Source organism: Catenovulum maritimum, from assembly GCF_001050375.1.
Taxonomy (GTDB): domain Bacteria; phylum Pseudomonadota; class Gammaproteobacteria; order Enterobacterales; family Alteromonadaceae; genus Catenovulum; species Catenovulum maritimum.
In genome coordinates, this window is sequence record NZ_KQ130498.1 from 1 (window position 1) to 26,238 (window position 26,238).

General features: G+C 37.8%; 23 protein-coding genes. 17 read left to right on the forward strand and 6 right to left on the reverse strand.

Annotated elements, in window-relative coordinates; genetic code table 11:
* Nucleotides 1-67: 67 nt before the first annotated feature.
* The 3 genes from gloA2 to XM47_RS14450 all read right to left on the reverse strand — a co-directional run bounded on the left by gloA2 (nucleotide 68) and on the right by XM47_RS14450 (nucleotide 5,707).
* Entirely contained in the window at nucleotides 68-457 is a 390-nt protein-coding gene (gene gloA2 / locus XM47_RS14440) for an SMU1112c/YaeR family gloxylase I-like metalloprotein (RefSeq protein WP_149865523.1), read from the reverse strand.
* 75 nt (nucleotides 458-532) lie between these two features.
* On the reverse strand, nucleotides 533-4,780 hold the full coding sequence (locus tag XM47_RS14445; RefSeq protein ID WP_048693985.1) for a DEAD/DEAH box helicase: 4,248 nt from the start codon (nucleotides 4,778-4,780) through the stop codon (nucleotides 533-535).
* Nucleotides 4,781-5,083: 303 nt separating this feature from the next.
* Entirely contained in the window at nucleotides 5,084-5,707 is a 624-nt protein-coding gene (locus XM47_RS14450) for a TIGR04211 family SH3 domain-containing protein (RefSeq protein WP_048693988.1), read from the reverse strand.
* A gap of 502 nt (nucleotides 5,708-6,209) precedes the next feature.
* Between XM47_RS14450 and XM47_RS14455 the strand changes: the two genes are divergently transcribed.
* Together XM47_RS14455 and glpK are read left to right on the forward strand one after the other, a co-directional pair.
* On the forward strand, nucleotides 6,210-7,739 hold the full coding sequence (locus XM47_RS14455) for a CYTH and CHAD domain-containing protein (protein ID WP_048693990.1): 1,530 nt from the start codon (nucleotides 6,210-6,212) through the stop codon (nucleotides 7,737-7,739).
* A 116-nt stretch (nucleotides 7,740-7,855) separates the two neighbouring features.
* A complete protein-coding gene (gene glpK / locus XM47_RS14460; protein WP_048693992.1) occupies nucleotides 7,856-9,352 on the forward strand; it encodes a glycerol kinase GlpK in 1,497 nt (498 codons plus the stop codon).
* 21 nt (nucleotides 9,353-9,373) lie between these two features.
* On the opposite strand, the gene XM47_RS14465 is transcribed toward glpK, so the two are convergent.
* Both XM47_RS14465 and plsB read right to left on the reverse strand, forming a co-directional pair.
* Nucleotides 9,374-9,811: a transcriptional repressor gene (locus tag XM47_RS14465; protein WP_048693995.1), complete on the reverse strand. Its 438-nt coding sequence runs from the start codon at nucleotides 9,809-9,811 to the stop codon at nucleotides 9,374-9,376.
* A 152-nt stretch (nucleotides 9,812-9,963) separates the two neighbouring features.
* Nucleotides 9,964-12,405, reverse strand: a complete 2,442-nt coding sequence (gene plsB / locus XM47_RS14470) for a glycerol-3-phosphate 1-O-acyltransferase PlsB (RefSeq protein ID WP_048693996.1) — start codon at nucleotides 12,403-12,405, stop codon at nucleotides 9,964-9,966.
* Nucleotides 12,406-12,592: 187 nt separating this feature from the next.
* Between plsB and lexA the strand changes: the two genes are divergently transcribed.
* The 5 genes from lexA (at nucleotide 12,593) to XM47_RS14495 (ending at nucleotide 17,725) form a co-directional block, all read left to right on the forward strand.
* Entirely contained in the window at nucleotides 12,593-13,216 is a 624-nt protein-coding gene (gene lexA, locus XM47_RS14475) for a transcriptional repressor LexA (RefSeq protein WP_048694000.1), read from the forward strand.
* 307 nt (nucleotides 13,217-13,523) lie between these two features.
* Nucleotides 13,524-14,672: a cytochrome c oxidase subunit II gene (gene coxB / locus XM47_RS14480; RefSeq protein ID WP_149865524.1), complete on the forward strand. Its 1,149-nt coding sequence runs from the start codon at nucleotides 13,524-13,526 to the stop codon at nucleotides 14,670-14,672.
* Between the two features lie 11 nt (nucleotides 14,673-14,683).
* A complete protein-coding gene (gene ctaD / locus XM47_RS14485; RefSeq protein WP_048694002.1) occupies nucleotides 14,684-16,276 on the forward strand; it encodes a cytochrome c oxidase subunit I in 1,593 nt (530 codons plus the stop codon).
* 8 nt (nucleotides 16,277-16,284) lie between these two features.
* On the forward strand, nucleotides 16,285-16,857 hold the full coding sequence (locus XM47_RS14490; RefSeq protein ID WP_048694005.1) for a cytochrome c oxidase assembly protein: 573 nt from the start codon (nucleotides 16,285-16,287) through the stop codon (nucleotides 16,855-16,857).
* A complete protein-coding gene (locus XM47_RS14495; RefSeq protein ID WP_048694007.1) occupies nucleotides 16,844-17,725 on the forward strand; it encodes a cytochrome c oxidase subunit 3 in 882 nt (293 codons plus the stop codon). The genes XM47_RS14490 and XM47_RS14495 overlap by 14 nt, the downstream gene beginning before the upstream one ends.
* 183 nt (nucleotides 17,726-17,908) lie before the next feature.
* Here XM47_RS14495 and XM47_RS14500 read toward each other — a convergent pair whose 3' ends face one another.
* Complete coding sequence (locus XM47_RS14500; RefSeq protein ID WP_048694010.1) at nucleotides 17,909-18,124, reverse strand: DUF2909 domain-containing protein; 216 nt, start codon at nucleotides 18,122-18,124, stop codon at nucleotides 17,909-17,911.
* A gap of 21 nt (nucleotides 18,125-18,145) precedes the next feature.
* On the opposite strand from XM47_RS14500, the gene XM47_RS14505 reads away from it, so the two are divergent.
* The 10 genes from XM47_RS14505 to XM47_RS14550 all read left to right on the forward strand — a co-directional run bounded on the left by XM47_RS14505 (nucleotide 18,146) and on the right by XM47_RS14550 (nucleotide 26,116).
* Nucleotides 18,146-18,892, forward strand: a complete 747-nt coding sequence (locus tag XM47_RS14505) for an SURF1 family protein (RefSeq protein ID WP_149865525.1) — start codon at nucleotides 18,146-18,148, stop codon at nucleotides 18,890-18,892.
* Nucleotides 18,868-19,422: a hypothetical protein gene (locus XM47_RS14510; RefSeq protein WP_149865526.1), complete on the forward strand. Its 555-nt coding sequence runs from the start codon at nucleotides 18,868-18,870 to the stop codon at nucleotides 19,420-19,422. The genes XM47_RS14505 and XM47_RS14510 overlap by 25 nt, the downstream gene beginning before the upstream one ends.
* Nucleotides 19,422-20,480, forward strand: coding sequence for a COX15/CtaA family protein (locus XM47_RS14515; RefSeq protein WP_048694016.1), 1,059 nt, complete (start codon nucleotides 19,422-19,424; stop codon nucleotides 20,478-20,480). The genes XM47_RS14510 and XM47_RS14515 overlap by 1 nt, the downstream gene beginning before the upstream one ends.
* On the forward strand, nucleotides 20,477-21,370 hold the full coding sequence (gene cyoE / locus XM47_RS14520; protein WP_048694020.1) for a heme o synthase: 894 nt from the start codon (nucleotides 20,477-20,479) through the stop codon (nucleotides 21,368-21,370). The genes XM47_RS14515 and cyoE overlap by 4 nt, the downstream gene beginning before the upstream one ends.
* Nucleotides 21,367-21,972: an SCO family protein gene (locus XM47_RS14525; RefSeq protein ID WP_048694023.1), complete on the forward strand. Its 606-nt coding sequence runs from the start codon at nucleotides 21,367-21,369 to the stop codon at nucleotides 21,970-21,972. The genes cyoE and XM47_RS14525 overlap by 4 nt, the downstream gene beginning before the upstream one ends.
* Before the next feature lie 166 nt (nucleotides 21,973-22,138).
* On the forward strand, nucleotides 22,139-22,417 hold the full coding sequence (locus XM47_RS14530) for an STAS domain-containing protein (protein ID WP_048694026.1): 279 nt from the start codon (nucleotides 22,139-22,141) through the stop codon (nucleotides 22,415-22,417).
* A gap of 20 nt (nucleotides 22,418-22,437) precedes the next feature.
* Entirely contained in the window at nucleotides 22,438-22,800 is a 363-nt protein-coding gene (locus XM47_RS14535; RefSeq protein WP_048694029.1) for a response regulator, read from the forward strand.
* A 3-nt stretch (nucleotides 22,801-22,803) separates the two neighbouring features.
* On the forward strand, nucleotides 22,804-24,939 hold the full coding sequence (locus tag XM47_RS14540) for a chemotaxis protein CheA (protein ID WP_048694032.1): 2,136 nt from the start codon (nucleotides 22,804-22,806) through the stop codon (nucleotides 24,937-24,939).
* The gene (locus tag XM47_RS14545; RefSeq protein WP_048694034.1) at nucleotides 24,939-25,424 is read left to right on the forward strand and encodes a chemotaxis protein CheW; all 486 of its coding nucleotides are present in this window, start codon (nucleotides 24,939-24,941) and stop codon (nucleotides 25,422-25,424) included. Before XM47_RS14540 ends, XM47_RS14545 begins: the two co-directional genes overlap by 1 nt.
* A gap of 248 nt (nucleotides 25,425-25,672) precedes the next feature.
* On the forward strand, nucleotides 25,673-26,116 hold the full coding sequence (locus XM47_RS14550; protein ID WP_048694038.1) for a BLUF domain-containing protein: 444 nt from the start codon (nucleotides 25,673-25,675) through the stop codon (nucleotides 26,114-26,116).
* Nucleotides 26,117-26,238: the final 122 nt, after the last annotated feature.

The window sequence follows — 26,238 nt, forward strand, 5'->3', positions numbered from 1 at the left end:
TATCAGGTTTAGCTTAAACGTATTTTTATCCCTAAAATATAGCTCTGCAGGCTCGAGCTAATGGTAATTACTTTTGGTAGATTTCCAGCGGCAAAGCATCTGGATCTTGAAAAAACGTAAAAGCTTTTCCAGTTAATTCATCCACTCGAATATCTTCAACTTCAATGCCTTTTGATTCTAATTCAAGCTTGGTTTGTTGCACGTTATCGACTTCAAACGCGAGGTGTCTTAATCCTTGAGCTTCAGGCCTTGAAGGGCGTTTAGGTGGATTAGGAAAAGAAAATAGTTCAATTTGGCTATGGTCGTTGATAGCCAGATCTAATTTATAAGAATTTCGCGCTGCTCGGTAAGTCTCGGCAATTATGGCTAAGCCTAATATTTCATGATAAAAGTGCTTCGACTTTTGATAGTCGGAACAAATAATCGCGACATGATGAATAGCGTTTAGTTTAATCATTTTGAATACCTAGCCTAATGTTTTTGACTATTTTGAGTACAACCGTCGCTCACACAATAACGAGTCATTAAGGTTTTAAAAAGTTTCTTTTAATAAATTCAGCATATCCGCGACAGACAAGCGGTTTACTTGCTCATTGCCTTCAAGCAGTGATTCTGCCAAATCTCGTTTTTGTTGGTGTAACGCAACAATTTTTTCTTCAATGGTATTTTGTGCGACTAATCTGTAAATGGTGACTGGCCGTTGCTGTCCCATTCTGTGCGCTCTGTCTGACGCTTGCTCTTCAACCGCTGGATTCCACCAAGGATCCATGTGAATAACATAATCAGCTGCGGTTAAGTTTAAGCCAAAGCCGCCTGCTTTTAAGCTAATTAGAAACACATCTCCTTCACCATTTTGAAAAGCATTTACTCGTTTTTCTCTATCTTTATAGCTGGTGGTGCCATCTAAGTATTGATAGCTTATTTGCTTGTGCTCTAAATGCTGCTTAATTAACTGAAGATGGCCGACAAACTGGCTGAAAATGAGCGTTTTATGTTTGTTTTCTCTCAGCTCGTCTAACAGTTTATCTAGTGCTAATAGCTTAGCGCTTGGTAAATGCGTTTCTGGTACGATTAACGCGGGGTTACAGCATGCTTGGCGTAGTTTTACTAACTCTGCCAGCATTTGAATTCTTTGCTCATTGGGGGCTGAATTTTGGCTCGACTGACTGATGTTTTCGACTGCTGTTTGCCTTAATGCTTCATAAAAGCTCTGCTCAGCTTGGCTCAAGTGTACTTGGATAGTGACTTCGGTTTTGGCTGGTAATTCAGTTAATACCTGACTTTTCATTCTTCTTAAAATGAAAGGCTTAATTAAGGTTTTCAGCCCTTGGCTGGCTTTTCTCGCCGCTAATGGATCTTCTTTCGCATTTTCGATGGGGATTGCAAAACGCTCGCCAAATCGTTTTAAATTACCTAATAACCCTGGATTTACAAATCTAAATAAGCTCCACAGTTCAGTTAAATTATTCTCTATTGGTGTACCTGTGGTGATAATTTTAAATTGAGCCTTGAGTTTGTATGCTGCTTTGGTTCTTTTCGCTAGCGGGTTTTTCAGCGCTTGGGCTTCGTCGGCGATTAGCGTATTCCAATTTACTTTGGCAAGTAAATCTATCTCTCTTTGTAGTAATCCATAGCTAATCACGACGCAATCATATTGCGTTAGGCTTTCAAGTAAATCCATCCGGTCTTGCTGGCTAGTGGCGTTGGCAAATACTTTGATATTTAAACTAGGCGCAAATTTTATCGCTTCCTGCTGCCAGTTAAAACAAACCGAAGTAGGAGCTATCACTAAACTCGGACCTAGTTTGGCTCTGTCTAATAAAATAGCTAATGCTTGTAGCGTTTTACCTAGCCCCATATCATCCGCTAGGCATGCCCCTGCGCCCCAGTGGGCTAAGCGACTCGCCCAATCAAAACCGGTTTGCTGATAATCTCTTAACTCTGCTTGTAAGTTTAATGGCACTAGAGGCTCGAGCTTGTTAGCTTGGTGCATTTTTTTAGTTTGCTCTTCCCAGCCATGTAATGGCTTAAGTCGCATGCCTGAGGTTGCTTCCTCTGCAACAAAACTGGCGAGAGGGTGAAATTTTCCATCTTCACTAATGTTTTGTAATTGCTCTAGTTTTTTTCTTAAATCTTGTGATAAAGCTAAAATTTTCCCCGAATCCATTTTGATAAACCGCGTGTGATTTGTCGCCACTAACTCAAGTAAGCGTTTAATTTCTATTACTTCTTCATCGTCTACTTGGAGTTCACCGGTAAAATCAAACCACTCATTCTTTTTGTTTATTGCGAGTTGCAGGTGTTGGGCTTCTAATTTTTTACTGAGCTTTATCTTTTTACCTTTTGGCCAGCGAAGCTTTATCGCAAAGGGCAGGGGATCTTGATTGATAACTTGCTCTAGTTGCTCCATGGTTTCTAACGCGGATTCTAGATCATCAATCGCTAAAATATTATCTGGCATATTGATAAACTGAGGACAATGTTGGTCTAGCTGATCAAGTAAATCTTGCTCTGAGATTAAGTCCCTTTGCGTTGCGACTCTTTTACCATTTAGTTCTGTGGTTAAGTTTGCGTTACCTATCCCAGGTTTTAATGCAGGGCCTTGCTCGCCAAATGGCATAACGAAGCAGCTAAACTCTAAGCCTTGATTATAAGGTTGAATGTTAACCACTAATTCAGCTTGGTGGTTTACGTTTTCTAACCCTGTGTCTAATTCTGCTATGTCCGATTGTATATTCAGCAAGGGGGCAATCGCGGCAACACTCGCAAGCACTTTTTGTTTGGCCTTAGTTGGAATTAATAATCCACCTTCTCCTATAATTTTGGCGACTTTTAAATGCTGTGGATTGAAGATAGTAAAACTGTACCTTTCAGCCGATTCTTCCACTAACGTGAATTTGCTTTGTTCGCTTGCAGAGTCCTCAAGGTAATCCGGCAAGTTGGCCATGGTCAGGAGTAAATCTTGCCCTTGTTGATTGATAATTAGCTCAGGTTCTTTTTGGATTAATTCGATTGGCGCGGATAAATCATCTGCTAAATATAAGTTTTCTAATTGGCAAGCGGCCGTTAACGCATCAATGCCTTCAAGCACATATTCTGTCGAGTTGTAGTAGCCCCAATTTTGGTACACTGTGATTGCTTCGCACATAGCTAAGTCTGCTTGGCTTAAGTAATCAAAGCTCTCAGGCGTTTTATGCAGGCGTTTTAGCGCGATAGGTTTACCCTTGCTCCAGCCTTTACTCGATTGTTTTTGTTCTCTCACTTTAAAACTGACGTTGTGACGAACTAGTTGCATTTCCCAAACCAAACGACTGGGTTTTGAGTTGCTTTGTGCTCCAGGCTTGTTTTGCTCTGAGGCGCTGAGGGCTAATAGTTTATCTAAGGCTAAATCCCAAGATGCTTTTTTGTGAACTTGGTTAGGCAAGTAAATCAGTCGCGTAGCAAGTTTTGGCTGGCTTACGGCTGGTTTTTGTTGAACTTCTGCATCTATTTGTTGGCAAATCATATGGAATAGAGGCAGTTCAGCTTGGTTGAAAAAGCTTAAACAACTCGAAAGTATTTGGCTGATTTCTGGCGTATTGAGTTTATGTTTGTCTTCTTGGCTCCAAATAAAGCAAATCAGATTGATGAGTTGAATTAAATGGAAACAATAGGGGTTGTCGTCTTGTAAAAACAGAAAGGCTTCTAATTTTATTTGATATGCTTTGCCTTGTTCTAAACTGGTTGCCCCCCAACGCATAGACTCGCTTAAATAGAGTAAATCTGGGTTAGATTTTTTGTCACTGCGCTCAAAGTCTATCTGGTCTTTTATTTGACTAAATAGCTGAACTTCTTGGTCGTTCGCAAGTATAAGTAAACACAGTTTATACAAGACACCCGCTGTATTATTTAAGTATTGTTTTTTACGTCGAGTGATTTTATTTTTTGCTTGTATAGCTTGTTCAAAAAGCACTTTGGCTTGTTCGAAATCACCGGTTAAAAACTGGTATTGGGCTGCTAGTTGCAGTGAATAGCTGGTTTTGTCTGAGGTGTCGATAACAGCCAAAAATTGATCAAATTTTAACTGCAGTAAATATTGCTCGGCGAGTAAGTTTTTAAGCAATGAGTTGCTTGGGTTTTGCTGGCAAGTTTGCTCAAGTAAATCTATCGCGTATAAATTACTAAACCCTTGATGTTGATTACTTGTCAGCCAAGTAGCGAAGCTTTGATATTGAATCGTGTCCGATAAACTTAAAAATAGGTCAAGATTAAAAGGTACAAAAAACAGCTCTATCAATAATTGATTTTGAGTATCTATAATTTGAGGATCTTTATTAAACTCAAAACACTGCTCAAACTCAGCCATTTTGTTTGAGAAATAAAAGTCGCGTGCCAACCTAAAGCCATCGTTTGATGCGGATTGCCAGTATAAGGCATGCCTAACGGGGGCTACTTGTTCTGCAGCATGCAGTATTGGATTTAAGCTATGCTCAATTATGCATTCTTCAGTTAGTTTGTTCGCTAGTAAAGGCGTTATTTTAAGCCCTTCCTTGGAATGAATAATGAACTCATTCTGAACGAGTGCCTGTCTTTTCTCTGCTGCTAGTTGAGATTTTCTAGTGATGGTCTCAAATAAACCAAGCTCACCGACAAATTTTAAAATTTGGCCAAATTTACTAATTCCAATAGGCTTATGGATAACGGCAAGTAATTTTAAACAGATTTTTTCTACGTCATCTAACTTTTGATATTCAGTGTATTTTTCTGTTATTTGTTGTTGAATATTAGCTGATATCTTCATCAATTTTTACGCCGTCATACTTAATACTTAGGTGATTTTGTTATTCTAGCTTTTTGTTCGCCTGCTTAGCATTAAATCTGACTGCTAAGGATAAAAATTTGAGTATAGATTTTGCTGGCATTTTCGGTATATGCGATAGGACTTAGGTGCAGAATGAATTCTATTAATCACGGAGCTTGATAGTTCAGCTAGATGAAAGAGGGTAAGTGATGGATAAAAAGGACGAAGTAATGTCTATCCTTTTTATATCATTCGTCTATATAACTCGTTTATCTAGCTGCGTTATCGAATCGGATGTTTATCCTACGCCCATTCACTGCTGCGTTTTTTACGTCTAGGCATAAAGGCGAGGGCAAAGCCTAGTAGTAAACTACCTAAAGAAAGTATGCCGCCTTTAACTAACCAATCCATTCTGACGTTTTCTAGTTCGCTATTTCTCTCGGTTTGCAATGCCGTTAATTGTAATTGGGTTTGATTTAATCTTGCAGTTGTATCCGCTAAGGTTTGCTCAGATTTAGCTAAATCTTGTTTTAATGCCTGGTTGTCGCTGGCTTCTTGATTCAAGTTTTCTTGAACTTTGATTAATTCAGATTTGGTTGTTTCTAATGATTGGCTTAACTGGGCTATTTGTTGTTTTTGTCCGGTTTTTCGGCTGATATATTGGCTTTCGATCCAGCCTGATTTATTGTCTTGGGTTTTTACTTGGCTAAAGCTGTTATCTTCTGAATTCGCTAAAATTTCTAATTGTGTACCAGCAATTATGGTTCCTGAAATTCGATAATTTCGACTTGGGCCTGTGTGGATAAAAATGGTTAAATCATCAGATACGTACGCAGAGTCTTGGCTTGTACTATTTGATTCTACTTCTGCGTAAACATGGCTAGTGGCTAACAACATACAAATAGCAGCTAGAATGTTTAATTTCATGTTCTACTCCAACGGGTAAAGGCTTACTTCGAGACAAATTAAAGTTATCAGTATAGTTTAAAATAACTTAGATAATGAGTGACTGAACAAGGGTTTTTACATTATTTATTCAATCGCTTAATTCAAGTGAAAGAAATGCTTATATCCAGCTGGTTAAAATATATCATCAATGATTAGCTAAATAAATTCAATTGGTTAAATTTAAACTTTAGTTCACATTAAGGGGGCGATTGATATAGCTTATATCCGTCAGTCTATGGTGGTGAATAGGGTTGTGCAGTAAAAATTAATGGCACCCCAAACATTAAGATTCGTTTAGGCTCATGCAAGTTATAAGAATATAAACTGCCAATAACTTTGGTTTCCTGCCTCATATAGTTCAGCTACACATACGCCATTCATCTGCATTATTGTTAAAAGTTCGTTTTAAACTTGAACAAATTGATATGCTCGGGTATGTTTTCACTTTATCCCTGATTAATTAGGTTGCTTCCAAACATATATGGACACTGAAATAGAGCTTAAATTTGTTTTAGCCGATATAGAACATTTAAGCTGTGAAAATGTAACTCAATCTTTAACGAGTTTTTTGAATCCTTACCTTTCATCATCTGAATTAAGTGTTAACACGCTTTCAAATACTTATTTTGACACTGCAGAGCAAAAAATTAGAAGTTTTGATTTTGGCTTAAGAGTTAGAACAGTAAACGGCAAAGCTGAGCAAACAATCAAAACAGCAGGTCAAGTTGTTGGTGGTTTACATAAACGACCAGAATACAACATAGATATTACTGCCGATGAACCTGATTTGAGTTTATTCCCTGCTGAGATTTGGCCTGAATATACAGATATTCAACTATTGCAAAGTGAGTTGATTCCGCTATTTACCACTGAGTTTGTGCGTCAAAAGTGGCTAGTTGGTTACGAAGGGTGCAGTATTGAGGTTGTGTTCGATAAAGGACAAGTATCAACACAATCTGCCAGTGAAGATATCAGGGAGATAGAACTTGAGCTGTTAGACGGCGATGTTCGTCAGCTAATTAAATTTTCGCAATTATTAACTGCCCACCTGCCTATGCGATTATCTAATGATAGTAAGGCGGCGCGTGGTTATCGGTTATTCCATAACAAGTCACTTGAAAATAAAGAGCTGCTTGGTACTGTTGCGCTGAATGCGAACGATAGCTTAGAAGATGCCTTTGTTAAATCTTTAAAGCACGGTATAGAGTTTTGGCAGCACCATGAAGCGGTTTATTGTCAAAGTCAGAAACTGTCTAGTTTAAAATCCATGATTAAAGGCATTTGGTTGGTGCGTCATACTTTATGGCTGTATCGGCAATATGTGCCAGAGAATGCATCTGGTGAACTGTGGGATGAGCTGAAATGGCTCATGTGCGAGTTCGATTGGTTAGATGAAGCATTTCATATTAAGCAATTAACCTCAAAAAAAGGTAACTTTAGAAAGCGTATCGCCGAAGATAGCTGCTTGATTAAGCATTTAGAAGAAAGCCGCACAAACTTACAGTTAGAGTCTGATATTGAAAAGTTGTTTTATAGCGAGCGCTATAATCAAATTATATTGAAATTAATGGCTTGGATATTAGAGGCGGGTTGGCGTTATTACTCTGAGATTGAAGAAGGAAAACTTAATTTTAGAGTGTTTGATATCGCAGCAGAATTAAATCAAGCAAGCTGGGAAAATTTAAAGCAGCAAATCCCAAGTGGGAACTTGACGGTTGACGAGTTTATTCAGGCAGAAAAAGAAATCGGTAGGGGTTTGTTAACCGGTGTTTGTGTCGGCGCTTTATTTGATACTGATAGCCGAAAAGACTTTAGAGCACCTTGGTTTGATATTTTACAAGGTATCGAAGAACTAAAAACCTTTAAACAATTTGAAGCTTGTTTAAGTAATTATCAAGGTGACAATGTAGAAGAGCTATACAAGTGGCACCAAGGTAAAACCCAAAATTTGTTAAAGGTAATGCAGCAGTCTTATCAATCAGCCTTAAAAATGACGCCTTACTGGGCGTAATTTTTAGGCGTAAAATATGACCTGAAAGTTTGTCTGGGGTAAATATTTACATTTTTCTACGCATATAGTTAAAGCCAAACTAAACTTTTGTTATTCATAGTTAGTTTGGCTTTTTTATGTCTGTCATTATCTCGTTTGATCTAGGTACAACCAGTTGCCGTGCAATTGCGTTTGATACGAATGCAAAAATATTAGCTCAAGCTCAGCAAGCATCTCAACTTAGCTTTCCTCAAGCAGATTGGGTAGAACAGGATGGCGAAGAAATCTGGCAGCAACAATTAGCTGTTTTTGAACAATTACTGGCTGAGCTTAAATTAAGCCCTGATGATATTTTAGCGATTGGCATTACTAATCAACGTGAATCCTGTTTAATTTGGGACAAAGCAACAGGCCAAGCTTTAACCCCTGTTATTAGTTGGCAAGATAAGCGAACTCAGGCCGAATGTCGGAAAATACGCGAGACTAACAAGTCGGATTGGATTAAACGAAAAACGGGCTTAATTCCAGATGCTTATTTTTCGGCGACTAAGCTAGCTTGGTTACTCGATAATGATGAATCATTACGTCAGCGAGCAGACAATAATCAAGTCGCTTTCGGCACTTTAGATTCTTGGCTTGTGTGGAAAATGAGCCAAGGAAAGCAACATATTACCGATGTATCTAATGCATCTCGTACCATGCTATTTAATATTGAATCACTTGAGTGGGATCATGAGTTATTAAGCTTCTTTAATATCCCTAAAAGTATACTGCCGAGTGTGGTTGATAGTTCAGGTCAACTCGCAAACTTTGAATACCAAGGCAGTCAAATTCCTATTTGTGGCATAGCCGGTGATCAGCAAGCAGCGTTATTTGGTCAAGCTTGCTTTGATTCTGGTCAGGCCAAAAACACTTATGGCACAGGCTGCTTTTTGTTAGCGAATATAGGCAGTGAGCTTAAATTTAGCCAGCATAACCTGCTTACAACCCTTGCATGGCGTTTTAATGGCGAAACCTATTATGCATTTGAAGGCTCTGTATTTATTGCCGGCGCTGCTATTGAGTGGCTTATTAATAAGTTAGACGTGATTGCATCTACCAATGAAATTCAAGCTTTAATTACGCAGGCCAAGCCCAGTAGTGAAGTCGTTTTTGTACCTGCTTTTGTTGGGTTAGGAGCGCCTTATTGGCAAAGTAACGCTAAAGCTGCTGTTTTTGGTTTAGGTCTAGACGATGGTAAAGCTGAGTTAACTAAGGCGTGCATAGAGTCGTTAGCGCTACAAAGTAAAGATTTGCTAGATGCCATGATTAGTGATTTAGGCAGTAATTTAACGCTATTAAATATTGATGGCGGTGCTGTCAGGAATAAATACTTAGTCCAATTTCAAGCTGATATTTTGGCTAATACTCAAGTAAAAGTGACCACAGAAATTGAGTTAACCGCAATAGGTGCTGCATATTTAGCGGGTTTAGGCTGTGGTTTATGGCAACAAGACCAACTCAGAGTGTTTAATCAAGCGAGCGAAAAGCAGACTTATACGACGAATATGACTGAAGAAAAGCGCCAATCTGTTTTGAGTAATTGGCGCAAAGCGATAGATGCTTTGAGATTATGGGCCGGTGAAAGAAGCTAAATTCAGTTTTAATGTTGGTGATTATGCTTCGCTACAGGCCTTACATAAGCCGTGCGCTTCAATTGTTGGCTGCTGGACTTTGAATCCGTATTGATCTGCTGCTTTTTCCAGCTCAGTGTTAATTTCTGGACATTGAATTTCTTGAACGTCGCCACAGTTATCACAAATCAGTAATTGTGCTTTATGCTGTTCTGCAAAGTGACTACATAAAACATAAGCATTTTGTGATTCAACTTTATGTACAAAACCTTGTTCAATTAAAAAATCGAGGGCTCGGTAGATAGTTGGTGGTTTAGCTTTAGCGTCAAGTTGCTGTAGTTGGGTGAGTAATTCGTATGCCCCAATTGCGCTATTTGAATTTGCTAAAAAACTAAAGACTTGCTCTCGTACTAGAGTAAATCTTGCCCCACGTGTTTCGCAGGCTTTTCTAGCTTGTTCAATGAGTCGTTTACTCGACATATTTATTACCTAACTACTGGCTAATTGGAAGTTTAAGAAATCTATTCTACTACAATCGCTTATCATTTCTAGACAAAAGTGTAATACATTGTTTAGAAAGCGCTTAGCAAAGAAAACAGGTAAGTAAACTTACCTGTTCATTTATGTTTAGGTTATTTGTGTCGAATCGTACTCAAGACATCACCATCAATTAAGGAGTAGATAATTGATGAGCGTACATGTAACTCTGGCGTGCCGATAAAGCGGCCTTCGGCTTTGATGACAATTAGATCATTATCTCTAAGCTCGCCCACAAATTGGCTCAGAATTGATTTATCGACAAATTCTGGCGCTTTTATATCATGCAGTTTTGCTAGATTTTTAGCGATCTCTAGTGCTCTTCGTTCCAGATCTGAGCGCACTAAACCATCTTGGCTATTATCGTCGACTAAATGTAAGACTATCGCATATCGCTGCAATGTTTCTTGAGCAAGTAAACTTAACAAGTGTAACTGTAGGTAGCTCTTATCGGCATGGTCGACAGCTGAGATATTTTCACCTTCTACACTGATCAATTTGTGCTGCTGGAACGTCGCTAATACATGTTTTAGGTGTTGCTCGAATTGTCCGTCATCAATTTCGATAAAGTATTCATTCGCCAACAGCGGATAAATTTGGGTTAACTTAGTTTTTAACGCTTCAAGCTGGGTATGTTTATCTTCCAATAAAATAGCTGCCACCAATGAAGGTATCATATACATGTGTATGATATTGTTACGGTAATAGCTTAACTCCACAGCGCTTTCATCAGGCAAGGCTATGGTTTCGACGCCTGACGTGTCCACGTCAAACTTATCCATTTTAATCGCGTTATCTATCAGAGTTTCAACGTCAGATTCAGGCGGTGTGCTCGCATCTTTAAATGGCGAGTTATCAGAGTGTAATTGAATACAAAGCGCAAGTTGTTTTGCTAGCTCATCTCTAAATAAAACATGTTTATTGGCGACCGATAGCACCATAGCCGTTAAGTTAACACAGTTTAATGCTGCAGCATGGTTGATATTACTCATCACCTTTTGACTTAAGTTTGAGATGTAATTAGGCAACCAAGCTGGCTTTGGTGGATAAAATGGATCTATGCTTTGTTTCCATTCCGGCACATCTTGGTTTAGTGATTTGTTTAAGTTAATTGGCTCACCAAAGTTGACGTAGCTTCGGCCAAAATGACGCAAGTTTTTAACTATGCTAAATAAGTGAAGCGCCGATTCTTTTTTCTTTTTCTGACCGCTGAGTTCACGTAAATAGGTTTTTACTTCCATGACATGTTCGTAACCTACGTAAACAGGTACAAGAGTCACTGGTCTATCTAGGCCTCTTAGCATGGTTTGTACTGTCATGGCCAACATACCTGTTTTAGGTTTTAATAAACGTCCTGTTCTAGAGCGGCCTGATTCTGGGTAGTATTTAATAGAATGACCTTTAGCGATTAATTGAGCTAGGTATTCTCTAAAGGTTTCAGAGTAAAGTTTATTTCCGCGGAAAGAGCGACGAATAAAGAAGGCGCCAGAGCGACGAAATACAGTACCCATAGGCCAAAAGTTTAAATTAACACCCGCGGCTATATGTGGCGGAACTATACCTTGTCGGTAGATAACATAAGTTAATAGTAAGTAATCCATATGGCTTCTGTGACAAGGTACATAGACTATTTCGTGGCCGTCTTGTGCTAGCTTTCTGACTCTATCGTCATTTTTAACTTCGATACCCGAATATAATTTATTCCAAATCCAAGTGAAAATTTTATCCATGATTCGAATGAAATTTTCTCTATAGTCAGCAACCATTTCTTCTAAGTATGATTTTGCCGTAGCTCTAGCTTGTTCGATTGAAATATTTTTCGTTTTGGCTTCATCTTCAATTGCTTTCTTGATAACAGGAGAAGCTAGTAAAGATGTGATTAAATGATCTCTTTGCCAAAGCCTTGGTCCCGCTAAAGCTAAGTGACGTCTTTGAAAGTGAAAGCGAGCGACTCTAAGTAGTTTATTGGCAATACTTTTATCTGTGCCGTATTCGTCTGCAACAAAGCGTAAAGATAAAGGCTTACTGATAGATAAAAATGTATGACGGCCAGAAAACAATATGATAAATGCTTTTTTTAACCAGCTTGGTTTTTTCTGATCGCTAAAGATAGTTTGAACATTATCTGTTTTAACCCCAGGGCTTCTTCCCCAAGTAATGTAGCAAGGTAATAGCTGAGCATCTATCTCAGGGTGTTGAGAATGTAAGTTTAGTAGCTCGTTGACTTGATCGTTAGCGTCTGTTTTTCCGGCTTGTTTTTTTAATACAGGTTGGAGTTTGTCTAAACATACATATCGTTTAAAGCTCTTTCCTTTAATCTCAACCGGTTTAAACGGGTTGGGTAAATTGTGCTTTTTACAACAGCGTTGCAGAATTAATAAATCGGTTAACGAATCTTGTTTTAGTACATAAAAAATGGGGCGTTCAGCCTGATTAATCTCTATGTCTTTTGCATCATTAAAAACAGATCGGGTCTTAGTTAATAATAATGTTGGTATTTTAAAGATGTGTCGGAATAAACCTTTATAATCAGTCATTTAATCTAAAGCACTATGGTATTTTTGGCGTATTATAGCATGTTAACTGAAACTGACATCTGGTTATTATTTTATAATTTATACCCAGATTTATTTTTAGTGGAAAAGGGTGTTTAGATTAAATTTGCCTTTTACGATTGCCTGTATATACTAACAGTAATGATAACTGTATGGATAAACACCTAATATGCGACCTTTAACTCCAAGACAAAGTGAAATATTGCAATTAATTAAAGACAATATTCAAGATACAGGTATGCCACCTACTCGTGCCGAGATAGCTAAAATATTAGGCTTTAAATCGCCTAATGCAGCAGAAGAGCATTTAAAAGCACTGGCCAAAAAAGGTGCGATTGAGATTATGCCGGGAACAAGCAGAGGCATTCGACTTGTTAATCATGAAGATGAATCAGCAAATGAAACAGGTTTGCCACTTATAGGACAGGTTGCAGCTGGTTCACCAATTTTAGCGCAAGAACATGTTGAAGAACATTATCAAGTCTCACCTGAATTATTTAAGCCGGTTGCTGATTTCTTATTAAGAGTACACGGCGACAGCATGATGGATATCGGGATACTGGATGGCGATTTATTAGCGGTTCATAAAACTCAAACTGCAAGAAATGGCCAAGTAGTTGTTGCTCGAGTGGAAGAGGATGTAACCGTTAAGCGCTACCAGCAATCTGGCAGCAAAGTTTCTTTAATTGCGGAAAATAAAGATTTTTCGCCTATTGAAGTTGATTTAAATACAACTGAATTTTCGATAGAAGGTTTGGCTGTCGGTGTTATTCGTAACTCTACTTGGATGTAGTCACTTTCAAGTGAGCTAGTTATACCGATCCATATTGAATGTGACCTGTGCTGGGTGCTCACCATTCAATATGGATTAGTAGTAGATTGAACTGGCTAAGTTTATTTAATTGCTAATTTTCCTCTTTTCATTCGTTATAACCCTTTCTTTTTCCGTTCTCTATTAAATAATTAAAAAAGTGTTAAAAAAATTGGATACTTTTAGATTCTTTGACTAATTTTTAAGCATAAGAAATATTTGCGCTTTTTACCTACATCTAGATTTTTTGCAAGCTTAATAATTATTCTAAAAACAAGGAGCGGTCGTTTTGTTAATTAAAACTAAGCACTTACTCAATATATTATTGTTGGTTTTTTGCTTCCCCTTAGCAGCAAGCGAAACTGCAACCTCCTCTATTAACCTTAGAGAAGGGGTAACGGATATAAGCCATCAAGTATATGACCTTCACATGACAATATTTTATATCTGTTGTGTGATTGGTTTAGTCGTTTTTGGTGTCATGATTTATTCCATGATTTTTCACCGAAAATCACGAGGCGCTAAAGCGGCTAATTTTCATGAAAGTCTGAAAGTTGAAATTGCTTGGACGGTTGTGCCTTTTGTTATTTTGATTGGCATGGCGATTCCTGCAACCAAAACCTTGATTGCGATGGAAGATGCAGATGAATCAGATTTAACCATTATTGTCACGGGCTCACAATGGAAATGGCATTATGAGTACCAAGGTCATGATATTGATTTTTACAGTTTATTGGCGACACCCGAACAGCAAAGAAGTGGGCAATGGATTAAAGGAGATACTTATCTGTTAGATGTAGATCGTCCTTTAATATTACCAATTAATAAAAAAGTTAGATTTTTGATGACTTCGGATGATGTTATTCACAGTTGGTGGGTACCTGATTTTGCTGTGAAAAAAGATGCAAACCCTGGGTTTATTAATGAAGCATGGACCAAAATAAATGAAGTTGGTACCTATAGAGGCCAATGTGCTGAGTTATGTGGCAAAGATCATGGCTTTATGCCAGTTGTGGTTGAAGCTGTCAGTGAAGCTGATTTTGAGAATTGGCTATTAAGCGAAAAGGATAAAATCTTACAAGCCAAGGCCGAAGAGCAAAAGTGGCTAGCCATGAACATGTCTAAGGATGAGTTGATGTTAGAAGGCCAACAAGTTTATACGGCTTATTGCGCAGCATGTCATCAAGCTAATGGTCAAGGTTTACCTGGTGCATTTCCTGCTTTATTGGGGAGCCCATACGTAACAGGCCCAGTCGATAAGCATATTGAAATTGTTTTAAATGGTAAGTCGGGCACTTCAATGCAAGCTTTTGCTAAGCAACTAAGCCTAAAACAAATTGCGGCTGTGGTGACTTATGAGCGAAATGCTTGGGGACAGAATTCGGGTGATTTAATTCAACCTAAAGATGTCAATCAAATTGTTAAATCTGGATTATAAGGCGAATTATTATGGAAACTAGTTTACCCACTCATTCAGATAATCATGCAGCGCATCATGGCCCAGCCAAGGGTATTAAGCGTTGGTTATTTACGACAAATCATAAAGATATAGGCACACTTTATTTATGGTTTGCTTTTATTATGTTTTTGACTGGCGGCGCTATGGCCATGGTCATACGAGCTGAATTATTTCAACCAGGGTTACAAATTGTCGAGCCTCATTTTTTCAATCAAATGACAACTGTTCATGGTTTGATCATGGTTTTTGGCGCGGTTATGCCTGCCTTTACTGGGTTAGCCAATTGGTTGATCCCGCTGATGATAGGTGCGCCAGATATGGCACTACCTAGAATGAATAATTTAAGCTTTTGGATTTTACCTTTCGCATTTTTAATCTTATTAATGAGTTTATTTATGGAAGGTGGCGGCCCTGCATTCGGTTGGACTTTTTATGCACCTTTATCGACAACCTATAGTGGCGACAGCACGGCACTTTTTGTGTTTTCAGTACATATTATGGGTATATCGTCAATTATGGGTGCAATTAACGTCATAGTGACAATTTTTAATATGCGTGCACCGGGTATGACATGGATGAAGTTACCTTTGTTTGTGTGGACTTGGTTTATTACGGCTTATTTGTTAATTGCAGTTATGCCAGTATTAGCAGGTGCTGTGACTATGGTGTTAACCGATAAATATTTTGGCACTTCATTCTTTTCTGCTGCGGGTGGTGGGGATCCTGTACTCTTCCAGCATATATTTTGGTTTTTTGGCCATCCTGAAGTTTACATTATGATTTTACCTGCGTTTGGTATTATTTCCGCGATAGTGCCTACCTTCAGCCGGAAAAAATTGTTCGGCTACTCTTCAATGGTTTATGCCACGGCTTCGATTGCTTTTTTATCTTTTATTGTATGGGCGCATCATATGTTTACCACGGGTATGCCTGTAGCCGCAGAGTTATTTTTTATGTATTGCACCATGCTTATTTCGGTGCCAACTGGGGTTAAAGTTTTTAACTGGGTTGCGACTATGTGGCGTGGCTCTATTAGTTTTGAAGTTCCTATGATGTTTGCAATCGCTTTTATTATTTTGTTCACATTTGGCGGTTTTTCAGGCTTGATGCTGGCGATTACGCCTGTCGATTTCCAATACCATGATACTTACTTTGTGGTGGCTCATTTTCATTATGTCTTGGTTACAGGAGCGATCTTCTCGCTTATTGCGGCAACCTATTACTGGCTACCTAAATGGACAGGGGTTATGTATGACAATAAGTTAGCTAAATGGCATTTTTGGTGTTCGCTTATTTCAGTAAATGTGCTGTTTTTTCCAATGCATTTTGTCGGTTTAGCTGGCATGCCAAGACGAATTCCTGATTACTCAATTCAGTTTGCTGATTGGAATCAAATTATTAGCTTAGGCGGATTCGCGTTTGGCTTGTCTCAACTTATATTTTTAGCCTTGCTGATTAAAGCTTGTCGTAAAAAAGGTGAGCCAGTCCCCGCTAAAGTTTGGGATGGTGCCGAAGGATTAGAATGGGATTTACCTTCACCAACGCCTTATCACACTTTTTCTACACCACCTAAGATCAAATAGGTAAGAGTATGACTGAGCCAAATACTTCAAATGCTGTGTTGGTTAAAAAGCTTGTTTTAGCCGTTGTGTGCATGTTTGGCTTTGGTTTTGCGCTAGTGCCTTTGTACGATGTTTTTTGTGATTTAACTGGTATTAATGGTAGGCAAATTAATCGGGTCGATGCGAGCCAAACTCAGTTAATCGATAAAAGTCGTTTAGTTAAAGTTGAATTTGCGACTTTTACCGGTCAGTTATCTGGTTGGCGATTTGAGGCGGTTGAGCCTTTTGTTAGTGTTAATCCAGGACAAATGAAGGCGGTAAAATTTAGATTAGTTAATTTAAATAAAGACACGGCTAATATTCAAGCCATTCCTTCAGTTTCACCGGGTACGGCAGGACTCTATTTAAATAAGCTAGAGTGTTTTTGTTTTGAGCAGCAACTGATAAATCCGTCGAGCGAAACTGAGTTTGTAATGCAGTTTTTTATTGATACTGCATTACCTAAAAATATAAAAGTTATGACTTTGGCTTACACCCTCTTTGAGGTTGAGAACCAAGCTGTAGTTTACCCTGCACAGGAGCAGAACAATGACAGATCATAATGAAAAATATTATGTCCCCGAGCAAAGCCCTTGGCCAATCGTCGGCGCCATCGCTTTTTTCTTAATTGCTGTTGGAGCTGGTAATTTAGTTGCTCAAATAAGCCAATCTGGTACTGGAGGGTGGGGGCGCTATGTATTGTACACGGGGATCGCTCTGATTATCTTTATGCTTTTTGGTTGGTTTAGAGATCAAATTAAAGAATCAACTACTGGCATGCATAATCATCAGCTTGGCGTTTCTTATCGACAAGGTATGAGTTGGTTTATTTTTTCTGAGGTAATGTTTTTTGCCGCGTTTTTTGGCGCTTTGTTTTATACCCGAACTATCTCTGTACCTTGGTTAGCAGGAGCAGGCAATAATGCAATGACAGCTGCTGTATTATGGCCAAACTTTGAGGCTATTTGGCCGTTAACCACCACACCTTCAGGGCAAACAACTGAGGCTATGGGCTATCAAGGTTTACCCTTGATTAATACACTAATTCTTTTAGTTTCTTCAATCACGGTTCATTTTGCCCATACTGGCCTAGAGCTGAATAAACGAGGCCAGTTAAAAGTTATGTTAGCGATAACTGTGTTGCTAGGCTGTATATTTTTAGCACTGCAGGTTATGGAATACATTCATGCTTATCGAGATCTTGATTTAAGGCTCGACTCTGGAGTTTATGGCAATACCTTTTATTTACTGACAGGTTTCCATGGTTTACACGTCTTTTTAGGGACTGTCTTTTTATTCATCATGCTGCTAAGGATTTTTGCTGGGCATTTTGATTCTTCAAACCACTTTGCTTTTCAGGCTGCTAGCTGGTATTGGCATTTTGTTGATGTGGTTTGGTTATGCTTATTTATCTTTGTTTATATTTTGTAATTTTCTTAACTCAGAATAAGAAATTAGCTAACAAGTTGAAATGCACATACTTTTTCTAGCTCGATGTTTTTTCTTAGTTCAAGGCGAATTTGAGCGTCAATAGCGAGCCTATTGTAATCAAATTTAACGTAGTAGTAAGGAAAAACAGCCGTTTGAAAGCGAGTTGTTATCAAGTGTTAAGGTTTAGTAAGGTCTTGGGTTTGGTTGAATCCAGCCCATTAGCAAGGAGATCACCACTAATATCATGACAGCAAAAGATAACATAAGGCGAAAGCCTAAGTTTGTTGTCATTTTTTGCTCAGTGGATTTATTCATCGCATTCTTATTCATAATGAACAATGCTTTGAATAAATTAAATATGACAAAAAATAATAATCCAACAATAAGTACTTTTAACATTTTTCTACCTGGTGGCGTGACTTGATAATAACTTTAGGTTCATTTTCAGTAAAAGTACATACGGTAAGTATGTTCGCTTTTGTTATCGCTTTTTGTTTGCTGTGTTCATTAGGCGTTTGGCAAATTCAAAGAGGGATTGTTAAGCAAGAAATCCGCTATCAAGAACAAGCCGAAATTCAAGATTTATCGAATCTATTCACTTCTGTTGAGCGTTTTTCTAAATCAGATTTAAAAAAACTGCAGGGTCAACAAGTTCACATTCAAGCTGAAAGGCTAGGAAGCGAAATTTGGTATGTAGAAAATAAGATATTTAATAAAAAACTTGGAGTGGATGTTATTGCTGTCTTCAAACTGTCTAATTCAAACCAAGTTGTTTTCATCAACTTTGGTTGGATTGCGGTTGGTGAAAATAGAGCGCCAAGGGAACTAACTCAAGCCCTACCTGATGTTTTAAATGAAATGGGGCAAATTCAAATTATAGAATTAAATCCATTTATGCAGGGCGACATTCGAACTGAACAAGGTAAAAAAATAATTCAACAGATTGATTTAAATGTGTTTAAACGGGAAGAAAATATTGAAAGCTATCCTATACTAATACATGTAACGAATAAAAATAAGTTTGGTTTTAGGTCTAATTGGGCACCAAGTGTGATGACTGCGGATAAGCATTTCGCATATGCTATTCAGTGGTTTGGTTTAGCTTTGTGCCTGACAATAATAATTATTATAAGGGCGATAAAATGGAATCCTCAGATCGAATCCTAGCATCAGGAATACCTTCGGTTAAACCCGCTAATCGTTTTAATATGTTTGCTTTACTGGTAACGTTTTTGCTACCAGTATTGCTGGCTGCACTGGCTTTTAAGTTTCAATGGTTTACCCCCGCGTCGACCAATTTAGGACAGCTGTTAACACCGTCAATTCAACTTGATAAAGCGTCTATGCCTGATTCAATTCAAGGCAAGTGGCTGCTTATTGTGCCTACAAAAGCTAGTTGTCATGAAAAATGCCAGCAAGGGTTATACATTTCAAACCAAGTGCATTTAGCCTTAGGTAAAGATATGGATAGGGCTGCTAATATTACTTTAGGCAGCACCATTCCCGATTTGGATAGTATTCACTTTTCCACTCAGATTGATGAGCAATTTAGCTCAGACCAGCTATATATTTCAGATCCTTTAGGTAATGTTATTTTAACTTATCCAATTAAGGAAACTCCTGAAGACAATATCTTAACGGCGAAAAGTATTCTTTTAGATTTTAAGAAGTTATTAAAACTTTCAAGGATAGGCTAATGCAAAATTTAGTGAGAGTAAGCATATTACTCACTTTAGTTGTGGTTATTTTAGGTGCCTATACTCGGTTGACTGATGCCGGACTTGGTTGCCCTGATTGGCCTGGGTGTTATGGCCATATGCTAGTGCCTACCGGAGATAAAGTCACTCAAGCTCAAAGCTTATATCCTGATGCACCTATTGAACATGAGAAAGCTTGGAATGAAATGATTCACCGTTATTTTGCCGGCACCTTAGGTTTATTAATATTGGCTATGACATTAATTAGTTTTTGCCAAAATAAACTTAAAAACGTTCGACTGCATTGCTCTGCGTTACTTGGTGTCGTTACTTTTCAAGCTTTGCTTGGAATGTGGACTGTCACTTTATCATTAATGCCTATTGTCGTGATGGCACATTTAATTGGCGGCTTTACGACCTTTATTTTACTTGTTTGGCTTGAAAGGCGAATTAATTTCAGCCAAAAAGTAGAAGCGTCAGTGGCTCCAATTAAACCTGATGTTAAATTGGTTAAGACGCCTAAGCTTGCGATTATTGCTCTAGCTGTTTTGATGCTACAAATTATGTTAGGTGGTTGGACCTCTTCAAATTATGCCGCATTAGTTTGTAATGAATTACCTATTTGTCAGGGAGATTGGGTTAAAGATTTAGCTTTCATGCCGGCTTTTAACTTGGCTAGCCCAGATGCTGAGACCTATCAGTATGGCGTATTGGATTTTGCTAGCCGTATGACGATACACGTGACTCATAGAGTTGGCGCAATTGTGACTATGTTAGTCGTTTTAGCTTGGTTGTTTGTTTGTTTTAGAAATGCAATGCAGCTCAAGCAGCAAAAGCAAAATACAAATCCCAAATTAATATATGTTCTCGGATTGTGTTTTGCTTTGTTATTACTACAAGTCTCGCTTGGGGTTTTGAATATTGTTTTGTCATTACCATTAATTGTCGCGGTTGCACATAATGCGATCGCTTTATTATTACTTGCGAGTCTTTTCTTGAGTATTTTGTATTACAGGTATGAAATTCAACGTGTAAATCTGCAAGGGGAGTCATTATGAGTCAGATAAATACAATACGTCATTTACAAGCTACTCAGCTAAAAGATTATATTGAGTTAACTAAACCCAAAGTTGTGTTGTTAATTTTGCTTACGGCTTTAGTTGGTATGGTCATTCCTGCAGCTGGGTTACCCGATCTTGATTTGTTAATACTTGCTTTGTTAGGTATCGGGTTATTGTCTGGATCTGCAGCGGCTATTAACCATGTTGTCGATTACAAAATTGATGCACAAATGGCTCGAACCTATCATAGGCCTGTTGTTAAAGGCCGATTAACTCAAATTCAGGCACTTAGTTTTGCGCTTAGTATAGGTTTATTAGGTTTTTGTATTTTATGGTTTACTGTTAATCAACTTACCGCTTGGCTCACATTTGCTTCACTTGTTGGATATGCAATCGTCTATACTCTGTATTTGAAACGTGCTACCCCGCAAAATATAGTCATAGGTGGGTTAGCTGGCGCCATGCCGCCGCTGTTAGGTTGGACTGCCGTAACCAATACTATAGATCCTAACGCGTTATTACTTGTTATGATTATTTTTGCTTGGACACCGCCGCACTTTTGGGCGCTCGCAATCCATAGGAAACAGGACTATGCGAAAGCTGAAATCCCTATGCTGCCAGTTACTCATGGCGAAGAATTCACTAAGACGATGATCTTGCTGTATACCTGTATTTTAAGCATAGTGTGTATTATGCCTTGGTTATCAGGCCAGTTTGGTTTAACTTACTTGTTGGTGTCCGCTGGATTGAATTTTAGATTTATTTGGTTAGCTGTGCAGTTAAAATGGTTCGATACAAAAGGACTTGCATTTAAAACCTTTAAATATTCGATCTGGCATTTAATGTTTTTATTTATTCTGATGGTGTTCGATTTTATTTTAGTATGAAAAAAATAATAATTACTGGCTTGGTCTGTTTATTGTCGGCCTTAAATGTCGCTTGTGATAGGCAGCAAGCCCCTGAGTTCAAAAATAGTTTGGTTTATCCTCAAGCTAAAGCTATCAGTCCGTTTTCTTTAACGGATAGTAAATCTTCTCCGTATACTTTAGAAAATATCAAAGGGCATTGGAGCATAGTATTTTTAGGCTATACCTTTTGCCCAGATATATGCCCAACTACACTTATGGACCTAAAAAATGTTTATCCTCAGTTAAAAGCATTAAATGATAAAGTCCAAGTTATTTTGGTTTCCGCCGATCCCAAAAGAGATACACCGGAGCAACTCGATAAATATATTAATTATTTTCACCCTGAATTTATTGCTGTTACGGCTCAGCATGATAAATTATTACCTTTTACTCGAGAACTAGGTTTAGTTTATGCAATGAAGGGAGAAGGCGAGGATTATTTGGTTAATCATTCAGCTTCAATCGTTATTATTAATCCAGATGGAAAAATTTCCGCTGTGAGTAAGCCTAATTTTAGTGAATCTATCCCTAAAATAGATTATCTCGAGTTGTTGTCTTTATTTGAATCTCTAAGCTCTTGAAATTGGAATGCTAATTTTTTGGAGCTTGATTCGTTTTTTGATGGCAAATTTTATGAAGCGGTCTAAGCTAAAAACGTTAATATAAAAATTGCGCATCATATTTAATGTGTTTATTTTACTTAGTTACTGAAATACAGAAGCTTAAGTTTAAATGGAGGTTTGTCGTATGACTCAATATACGAGATATCAACTAGAAAAAATTGCCAATATTACTAAGGCTGAAGAAATCCTGAATGATTTCAGAGAGCTTAAAGTTTTAGGGCAAAATGTAAAATTAGATGCCTCCCAAGTTGAGCGAATTGATACTTCAGTATTACAATTAATCGTCTCATTAAAAAAATCATTAAAAGAACAAGAATTAGAGCTCGAGATTGAAAATGCCAATCAAGTCGTGACAAATGCAGCTTGTATCTGTGGTTTAAATAAAGTTTTATCTATTAATTAAGTTAAATTGAAGGAAGTACAATGAAAAAGATTCTAGCTGTAGATGATTCGGCTTCAATGCGCCAAATGGTTAGTTTCACATTAAAGAAAGCTGGTTTTGATGTAACAGAAGCTAAAGATGGTGTTGATGCATTGAATATAGCTAAAAGTAACACATTCGACTTGGTTATTTCAGATGTGAATATGCCTAATATGGATGGTATCACTCTAATTGGTCATTTACGTGGCTTGCCTGATTACAAATTTGTGCCTATGTTAATGTTAACCACAGAATCAGGCTTAGATAAAAAATCTGCTGGTAAGGCCGCTGGTGCAACAGGTTGGATTGTTAAACCATTTAACCCGGATCAGTTATTAGCAACTATTGGAAAAGTGTTGAGATAACATATGAGTATAGATCTCAGTCAATTCTACGAAGTATTTTTTGAAGAAAGCTTCGAAGGATTGGATGCCATGGAATCCGAGTTATTAAACTTAGAGCCAGGCACCCCAGATAATGAAACAATTAATACGATTTTTAGAGCCGCCCATTCTATAAAAGGTGGAAGTGGTACATTCGGCTTTTCTGCCGTTGCTGATTTTACTCATGTAGTTGAGACTTTATTAGATCAAATACGAGATGGACAAAGGCAACTCACGCAAGTACAAATCGATTTGTTTCTTCAATCTGTAGATTGTCTGAGAGAAATGCTTTCTGCGCTGCGTGATAGTGAAGAACCTGACACACAGGAAGCACAAGCGCTTAAAGCTCAATTTGAAGCTATTCTTGCTGGTGATGAACTAGCTGGGCTAGAGTCAAATCAAGTCACACCGGATGACAGCTCGAATACAGCTGTTGAAGAAGAGAGCCGCTTAGGCTGGCAAATTCAGTTTAAACCGGGCAAAGATATTTTAAAAACCGGTAATGAACCCATATACATGCTGCAAGAGCTTGGTGAAATTGGAGACGTTGAGCTTGATATAAACCTTGATTTTGTGCCCACGCTTGAAACTATAGAGGCAGAAGACTGTTATTTTAATTGGGATATTAAGTTAAAATCTGATTGTGATCTTGCAAAGGTAGATGAAGTTTTTGAGTGGGTTGTAGATGATTGTGAAATCAATATCACCCCATTAGAGACACTCGTTTCTGCAGTTGATGAAGAAGTATCTGAAAATGCGACTGAGTTAGGTCAAGCCCCTGCAGCAGAAGCCATTACACCAGCCGTAGAACCCGAAAATCAAGATAGTAGTCCAGCACAGTCAGCCAAAGTAACAGAAAGTACTCCAGCTAAAAAGGATAACGCCCCTAAAAATGCGGAAGCCAGTTCGATTCGTGTCGGCATTGAGAAAGTTGACTCATTGATTAATATGGTGGGAGAGTTAGTGATAACTCAAGCTATGTTAACTCAGCTCTCTGAAGGCGATTTCGATAAAGCTAAATTAGTCAGCCTTCAAGAAGGTTTGGCGCAGCTAGCGCATAATACTCGTGATTTACAAGAGAGCGTGATGCGAATTCGCATGCTCCCTATTAGTTTTGTTTTCAGCCGTTTCCCGCGTTTGGTCAGAGATACAAGTAAAAAACTTGGCAAACAAATTGAGCTTAAGTTACTTGGCGAGCAAACCGAACTAGATAAAACAGTTATGGAAAAAATATCAGATCCTATGGTGCATTTAGTTCGAAATGCGATGGATCATGGTTTAGAAACGACTGAAGAACGTATTGCTTCGGGTAAATCAGAAGTTGGTTCAATCACTTTGAATGCTTTTCATCAAGGTGGCAATATAGTGATTGAGATTATAGATGATGGCAAAGGCTTAAATACTGAAAAAATTAAGCAAAAAGCAATTGCTAATGGCCTAATTACTGAAAATAGTGACCTTACTGACGAAGAAATTAATTTACTCATTTTTGAACCAGGCTTTTCGACAGCAGATCAAGTGTCAGATTTGTCTGGTCGAGGTGTAGGCATGGATGTTGTTAGACGTAATATTCAAGCTTTAAATGGTTCGGTTGAGTTAGCGTCAACACCTGGTGAGGGTTCTACCTTTACGATTCGCTTGCCTTTAACTTTAGCTATTCTTGATGGCCAGCTGATACGTGTTGGTGAACATATTTATATTATACCTTTGGTTAATATTATTGAGTCACTTCAAATTAACCTTGAAGATGTTAATTGTGTTGGCGGTGAATATGATGTTTTACGCTTAAGGGATGAATACATACCTATTATCCGACTGTTTGATTTGTTCAATCATGAACCAGACAGTAAAAAAATGGAAGATGGATTGCTGGTTGTCGTGGAGCATGATAATGAAAAAATCGGCATTTTAGTTGATGAACTATTAGCTCAGCAGCAAGTTGTCATTAAAAGCTTAGAAGCTAACTATATGAAAGTTGAAGGTGTCTCTGGCGCGACAATTTTGGGTGATGGCACAGTCTCACTTATAATCGATATCTCTGGTGCAATTAAATTAGCAGGGTTAAAGAAGAGTGTAAGACGGAGCATAGAAAAAGCGGTTGTTGATTTGGAGTCTGCTTAATGAATATAGAGCAATTGAATGCACAGTTAGGTGAATTAGAAACGGAATTACAACCAGAAAATATGAGCCAATACTTAACTTTTTTTATGGATAATGAAGAGTATGGTATAGATATTTTAAAGGTGCAGGAGATTAGGGGGTGGGAGTCGACAACTGCTATTCCAAATTCAGCTGAGTATATTAAGGGTGTCATTAATCTAAGAGGCACAATTGTACCTGTTATCGATCTCAGACTAAAATTCAGTATTGAAAACGTGCAATATACTGCTGTAACTGTGGTAATCGTGCTTAAATTAACCCAAGAAGGTAAAGAAAAAATAATGGGGGTTGTTGTTGATGCGGTTTCCGATGTCCACTCAATTTCAGATTCTCAAATCAAAGTCTCGCCAGGTTTAGGCGACAATAACAATTCTAAATTTATTAAAGGTTTAGGCGTTGTTGGAGATAAAACCTTAATCTTATTAGAGCTCAATGACGTATTATAACTATCAGTATCCATTCTAATATCAGCCTTCTAGGCTCATTATAAAGGCTCTAAATAATAGGGCCTATTCTCAATATTTTTTTCCCAGTTTGAAAATTTCCCAAATATTTTTTGATAAATATCGATTTTATTTGATCATTTTTGTTTTCTGAACTATTTCATTATTACACCTTATTAGATGTGATTTTATTAAACTAATTCTGCATTGTTTATTTCACTTTAATTTTAAGCACGTATTAAGGAAAAATTATGCTCCAATATCAACTGGTTTATTACAGTGACGCAAGCAAAGACTTTAGCGAAGAAGAACTTGTTGAGTTGCTCAACAAAGCGATTAAAAATAATAAGTCCCTCGGAATAACGGGATGCTTATTATATGGCAATAGACGATTTATTCAGTTATTAGAGGGACCTGAAGCAAGTGTTAGGGCTTTATACCAAAAAATAAGTACAGATCCTAGGCATTCTAATGTTATGCAGGTTATGGAGATGACAGTTAATAATAAGCTATTTCCCGATTGGTCTATGGGATTCAAACATGTTGGAAACATTTCTAATAAAATAGATGGGTATACAGATGTTTCTAAATGGATTTACTCTGAGTTTGTCACTGATGCAAGTACAGCTAAAGAGAAGGTTTTCAATTTTGCTGTGAGAAACAAATTAATGGAATCACAAGTCCTACCAAAATAATAATTTATTTTCACGTGTATGATTTAGCAAATTTTTTTCTATTGACTAGTATGTAATTAAGAAGTCCGTTGAAGCAAAGTAACTAACTGTCGTTGCTAGGAATATAATTTTGATATGCCGCA

Excerpts from the sequence above, each read along its gene's own strand:
- XM47_RS14540 (WP_048694032.1), top strand. The coding sequence starts at position 22,804 with ATGAGTATAGATCTCAGTCAATTCTACGAAGTATTTTTTGAAGAAAGC.
- XM47_RS14500 (WP_048694010.1), bottom strand. The coding sequence starts at position 18,124 with ATGTTAAAAGTACTTATTGTTGGATTATTATTTTTTGTCATATTTAAT.
- XM47_RS14490 (WP_048694005.1), top strand. The coding sequence starts at position 16,285 with ATGACTGAGCCAAATACTTCAAATGCTGTGTTGGTTAAAAAGCTTGTT.
- XM47_RS14495 (WP_048694007.1), top strand. The coding sequence starts at position 16,844 with ATGACAGATCATAATGAAAAATATTATGTCCCCGAGCAAAGCCCTTGG.
- XM47_RS14510 (WP_149865526.1), top strand. The coding sequence starts at position 18,868 with ATGGAATCCTCAGATCGAATCCTAGCATCAGGAATACCTTCGGTTAAA.
- XM47_RS14455 (WP_048693990.1), top strand. The coding sequence starts at position 6,210 with ATGGACACTGAAATAGAGCTTAAATTTGTTTTAGCCGATATAGAACAT.
- XM47_RS14545 (WP_048694034.1), top strand. The coding sequence starts at position 24,939 with ATGAATATAGAGCAATTGAATGCACAGTTAGGTGAATTAGAAACGGAA.
- cyoE (WP_048694020.1), top strand. The coding sequence starts at position 20,477 with ATGAGTCAGATAAATACAATACGTCATTTACAAGCTACTCAGCTAAAA.
- XM47_RS14550 (WP_048694038.1), top strand. The coding sequence starts at position 25,673 with ATGCTCCAATATCAACTGGTTTATTACAGTGACGCAAGCAAAGACTTT.
- XM47_RS14445 (WP_048693985.1), bottom strand. The coding sequence starts at position 4,780 with ATGAAGATATCAGCTAATATTCAACAACAAATAACAGAAAAATACACT.
- plsB (WP_048693996.1), bottom strand. The coding sequence starts at position 12,405 with ATGACTGATTATAAAGGTTTATTCCGACACATCTTTAAAATACCAACA.
- ctaD (WP_048694002.1), top strand. The coding sequence starts at position 14,684 with ATGGAAACTAGTTTACCCACTCATTCAGATAATCATGCAGCGCATCAT.
- XM47_RS14530 (WP_048694026.1), top strand. The coding sequence starts at position 22,139 with ATGACTCAATATACGAGATATCAACTAGAAAAAATTGCCAATATTACT.
- XM47_RS14525 (WP_048694023.1), top strand. The coding sequence starts at position 21,367 with ATGAAAAAAATAATAATTACTGGCTTGGTCTGTTTATTGTCGGCCTTA.
- XM47_RS14465 (WP_048693995.1), bottom strand. The coding sequence starts at position 9,811 with ATGTCGAGTAAACGACTCATTGAACAAGCTAGAAAAGCCTGCGAAACA.
- glpK (WP_048693992.1), top strand. The coding sequence starts at position 7,856 with ATGTCTGTCATTATCTCGTTTGATCTAGGTACAACCAGTTGCCGTGCA.
- gloA2 (WP_149865523.1), bottom strand. The coding sequence starts at position 457 with ATGATTAAACTAAACGCTATTCATCATGTCGCGATTATTTGTTCCGAC.
- XM47_RS14515 (WP_048694016.1), top strand. The coding sequence starts at position 19,422 with ATGCAAAATTTAGTGAGAGTAAGCATATTACTCACTTTAGTTGTGGTT.
- XM47_RS14450 (WP_048693988.1), bottom strand. The coding sequence starts at position 5,707 with ATGAAATTAAACATTCTAGCTGCTATTTGTATGTTGTTAGCCACTAGC.
- XM47_RS14535 (WP_048694029.1), top strand. The coding sequence starts at position 22,438 with ATGAAAAAGATTCTAGCTGTAGATGATTCGGCTTCAATGCGCCAAATG.
- lexA (WP_048694000.1), top strand. The coding sequence starts at position 12,593 with ATGCGACCTTTAACTCCAAGACAAAGTGAAATATTGCAATTAATTAAA.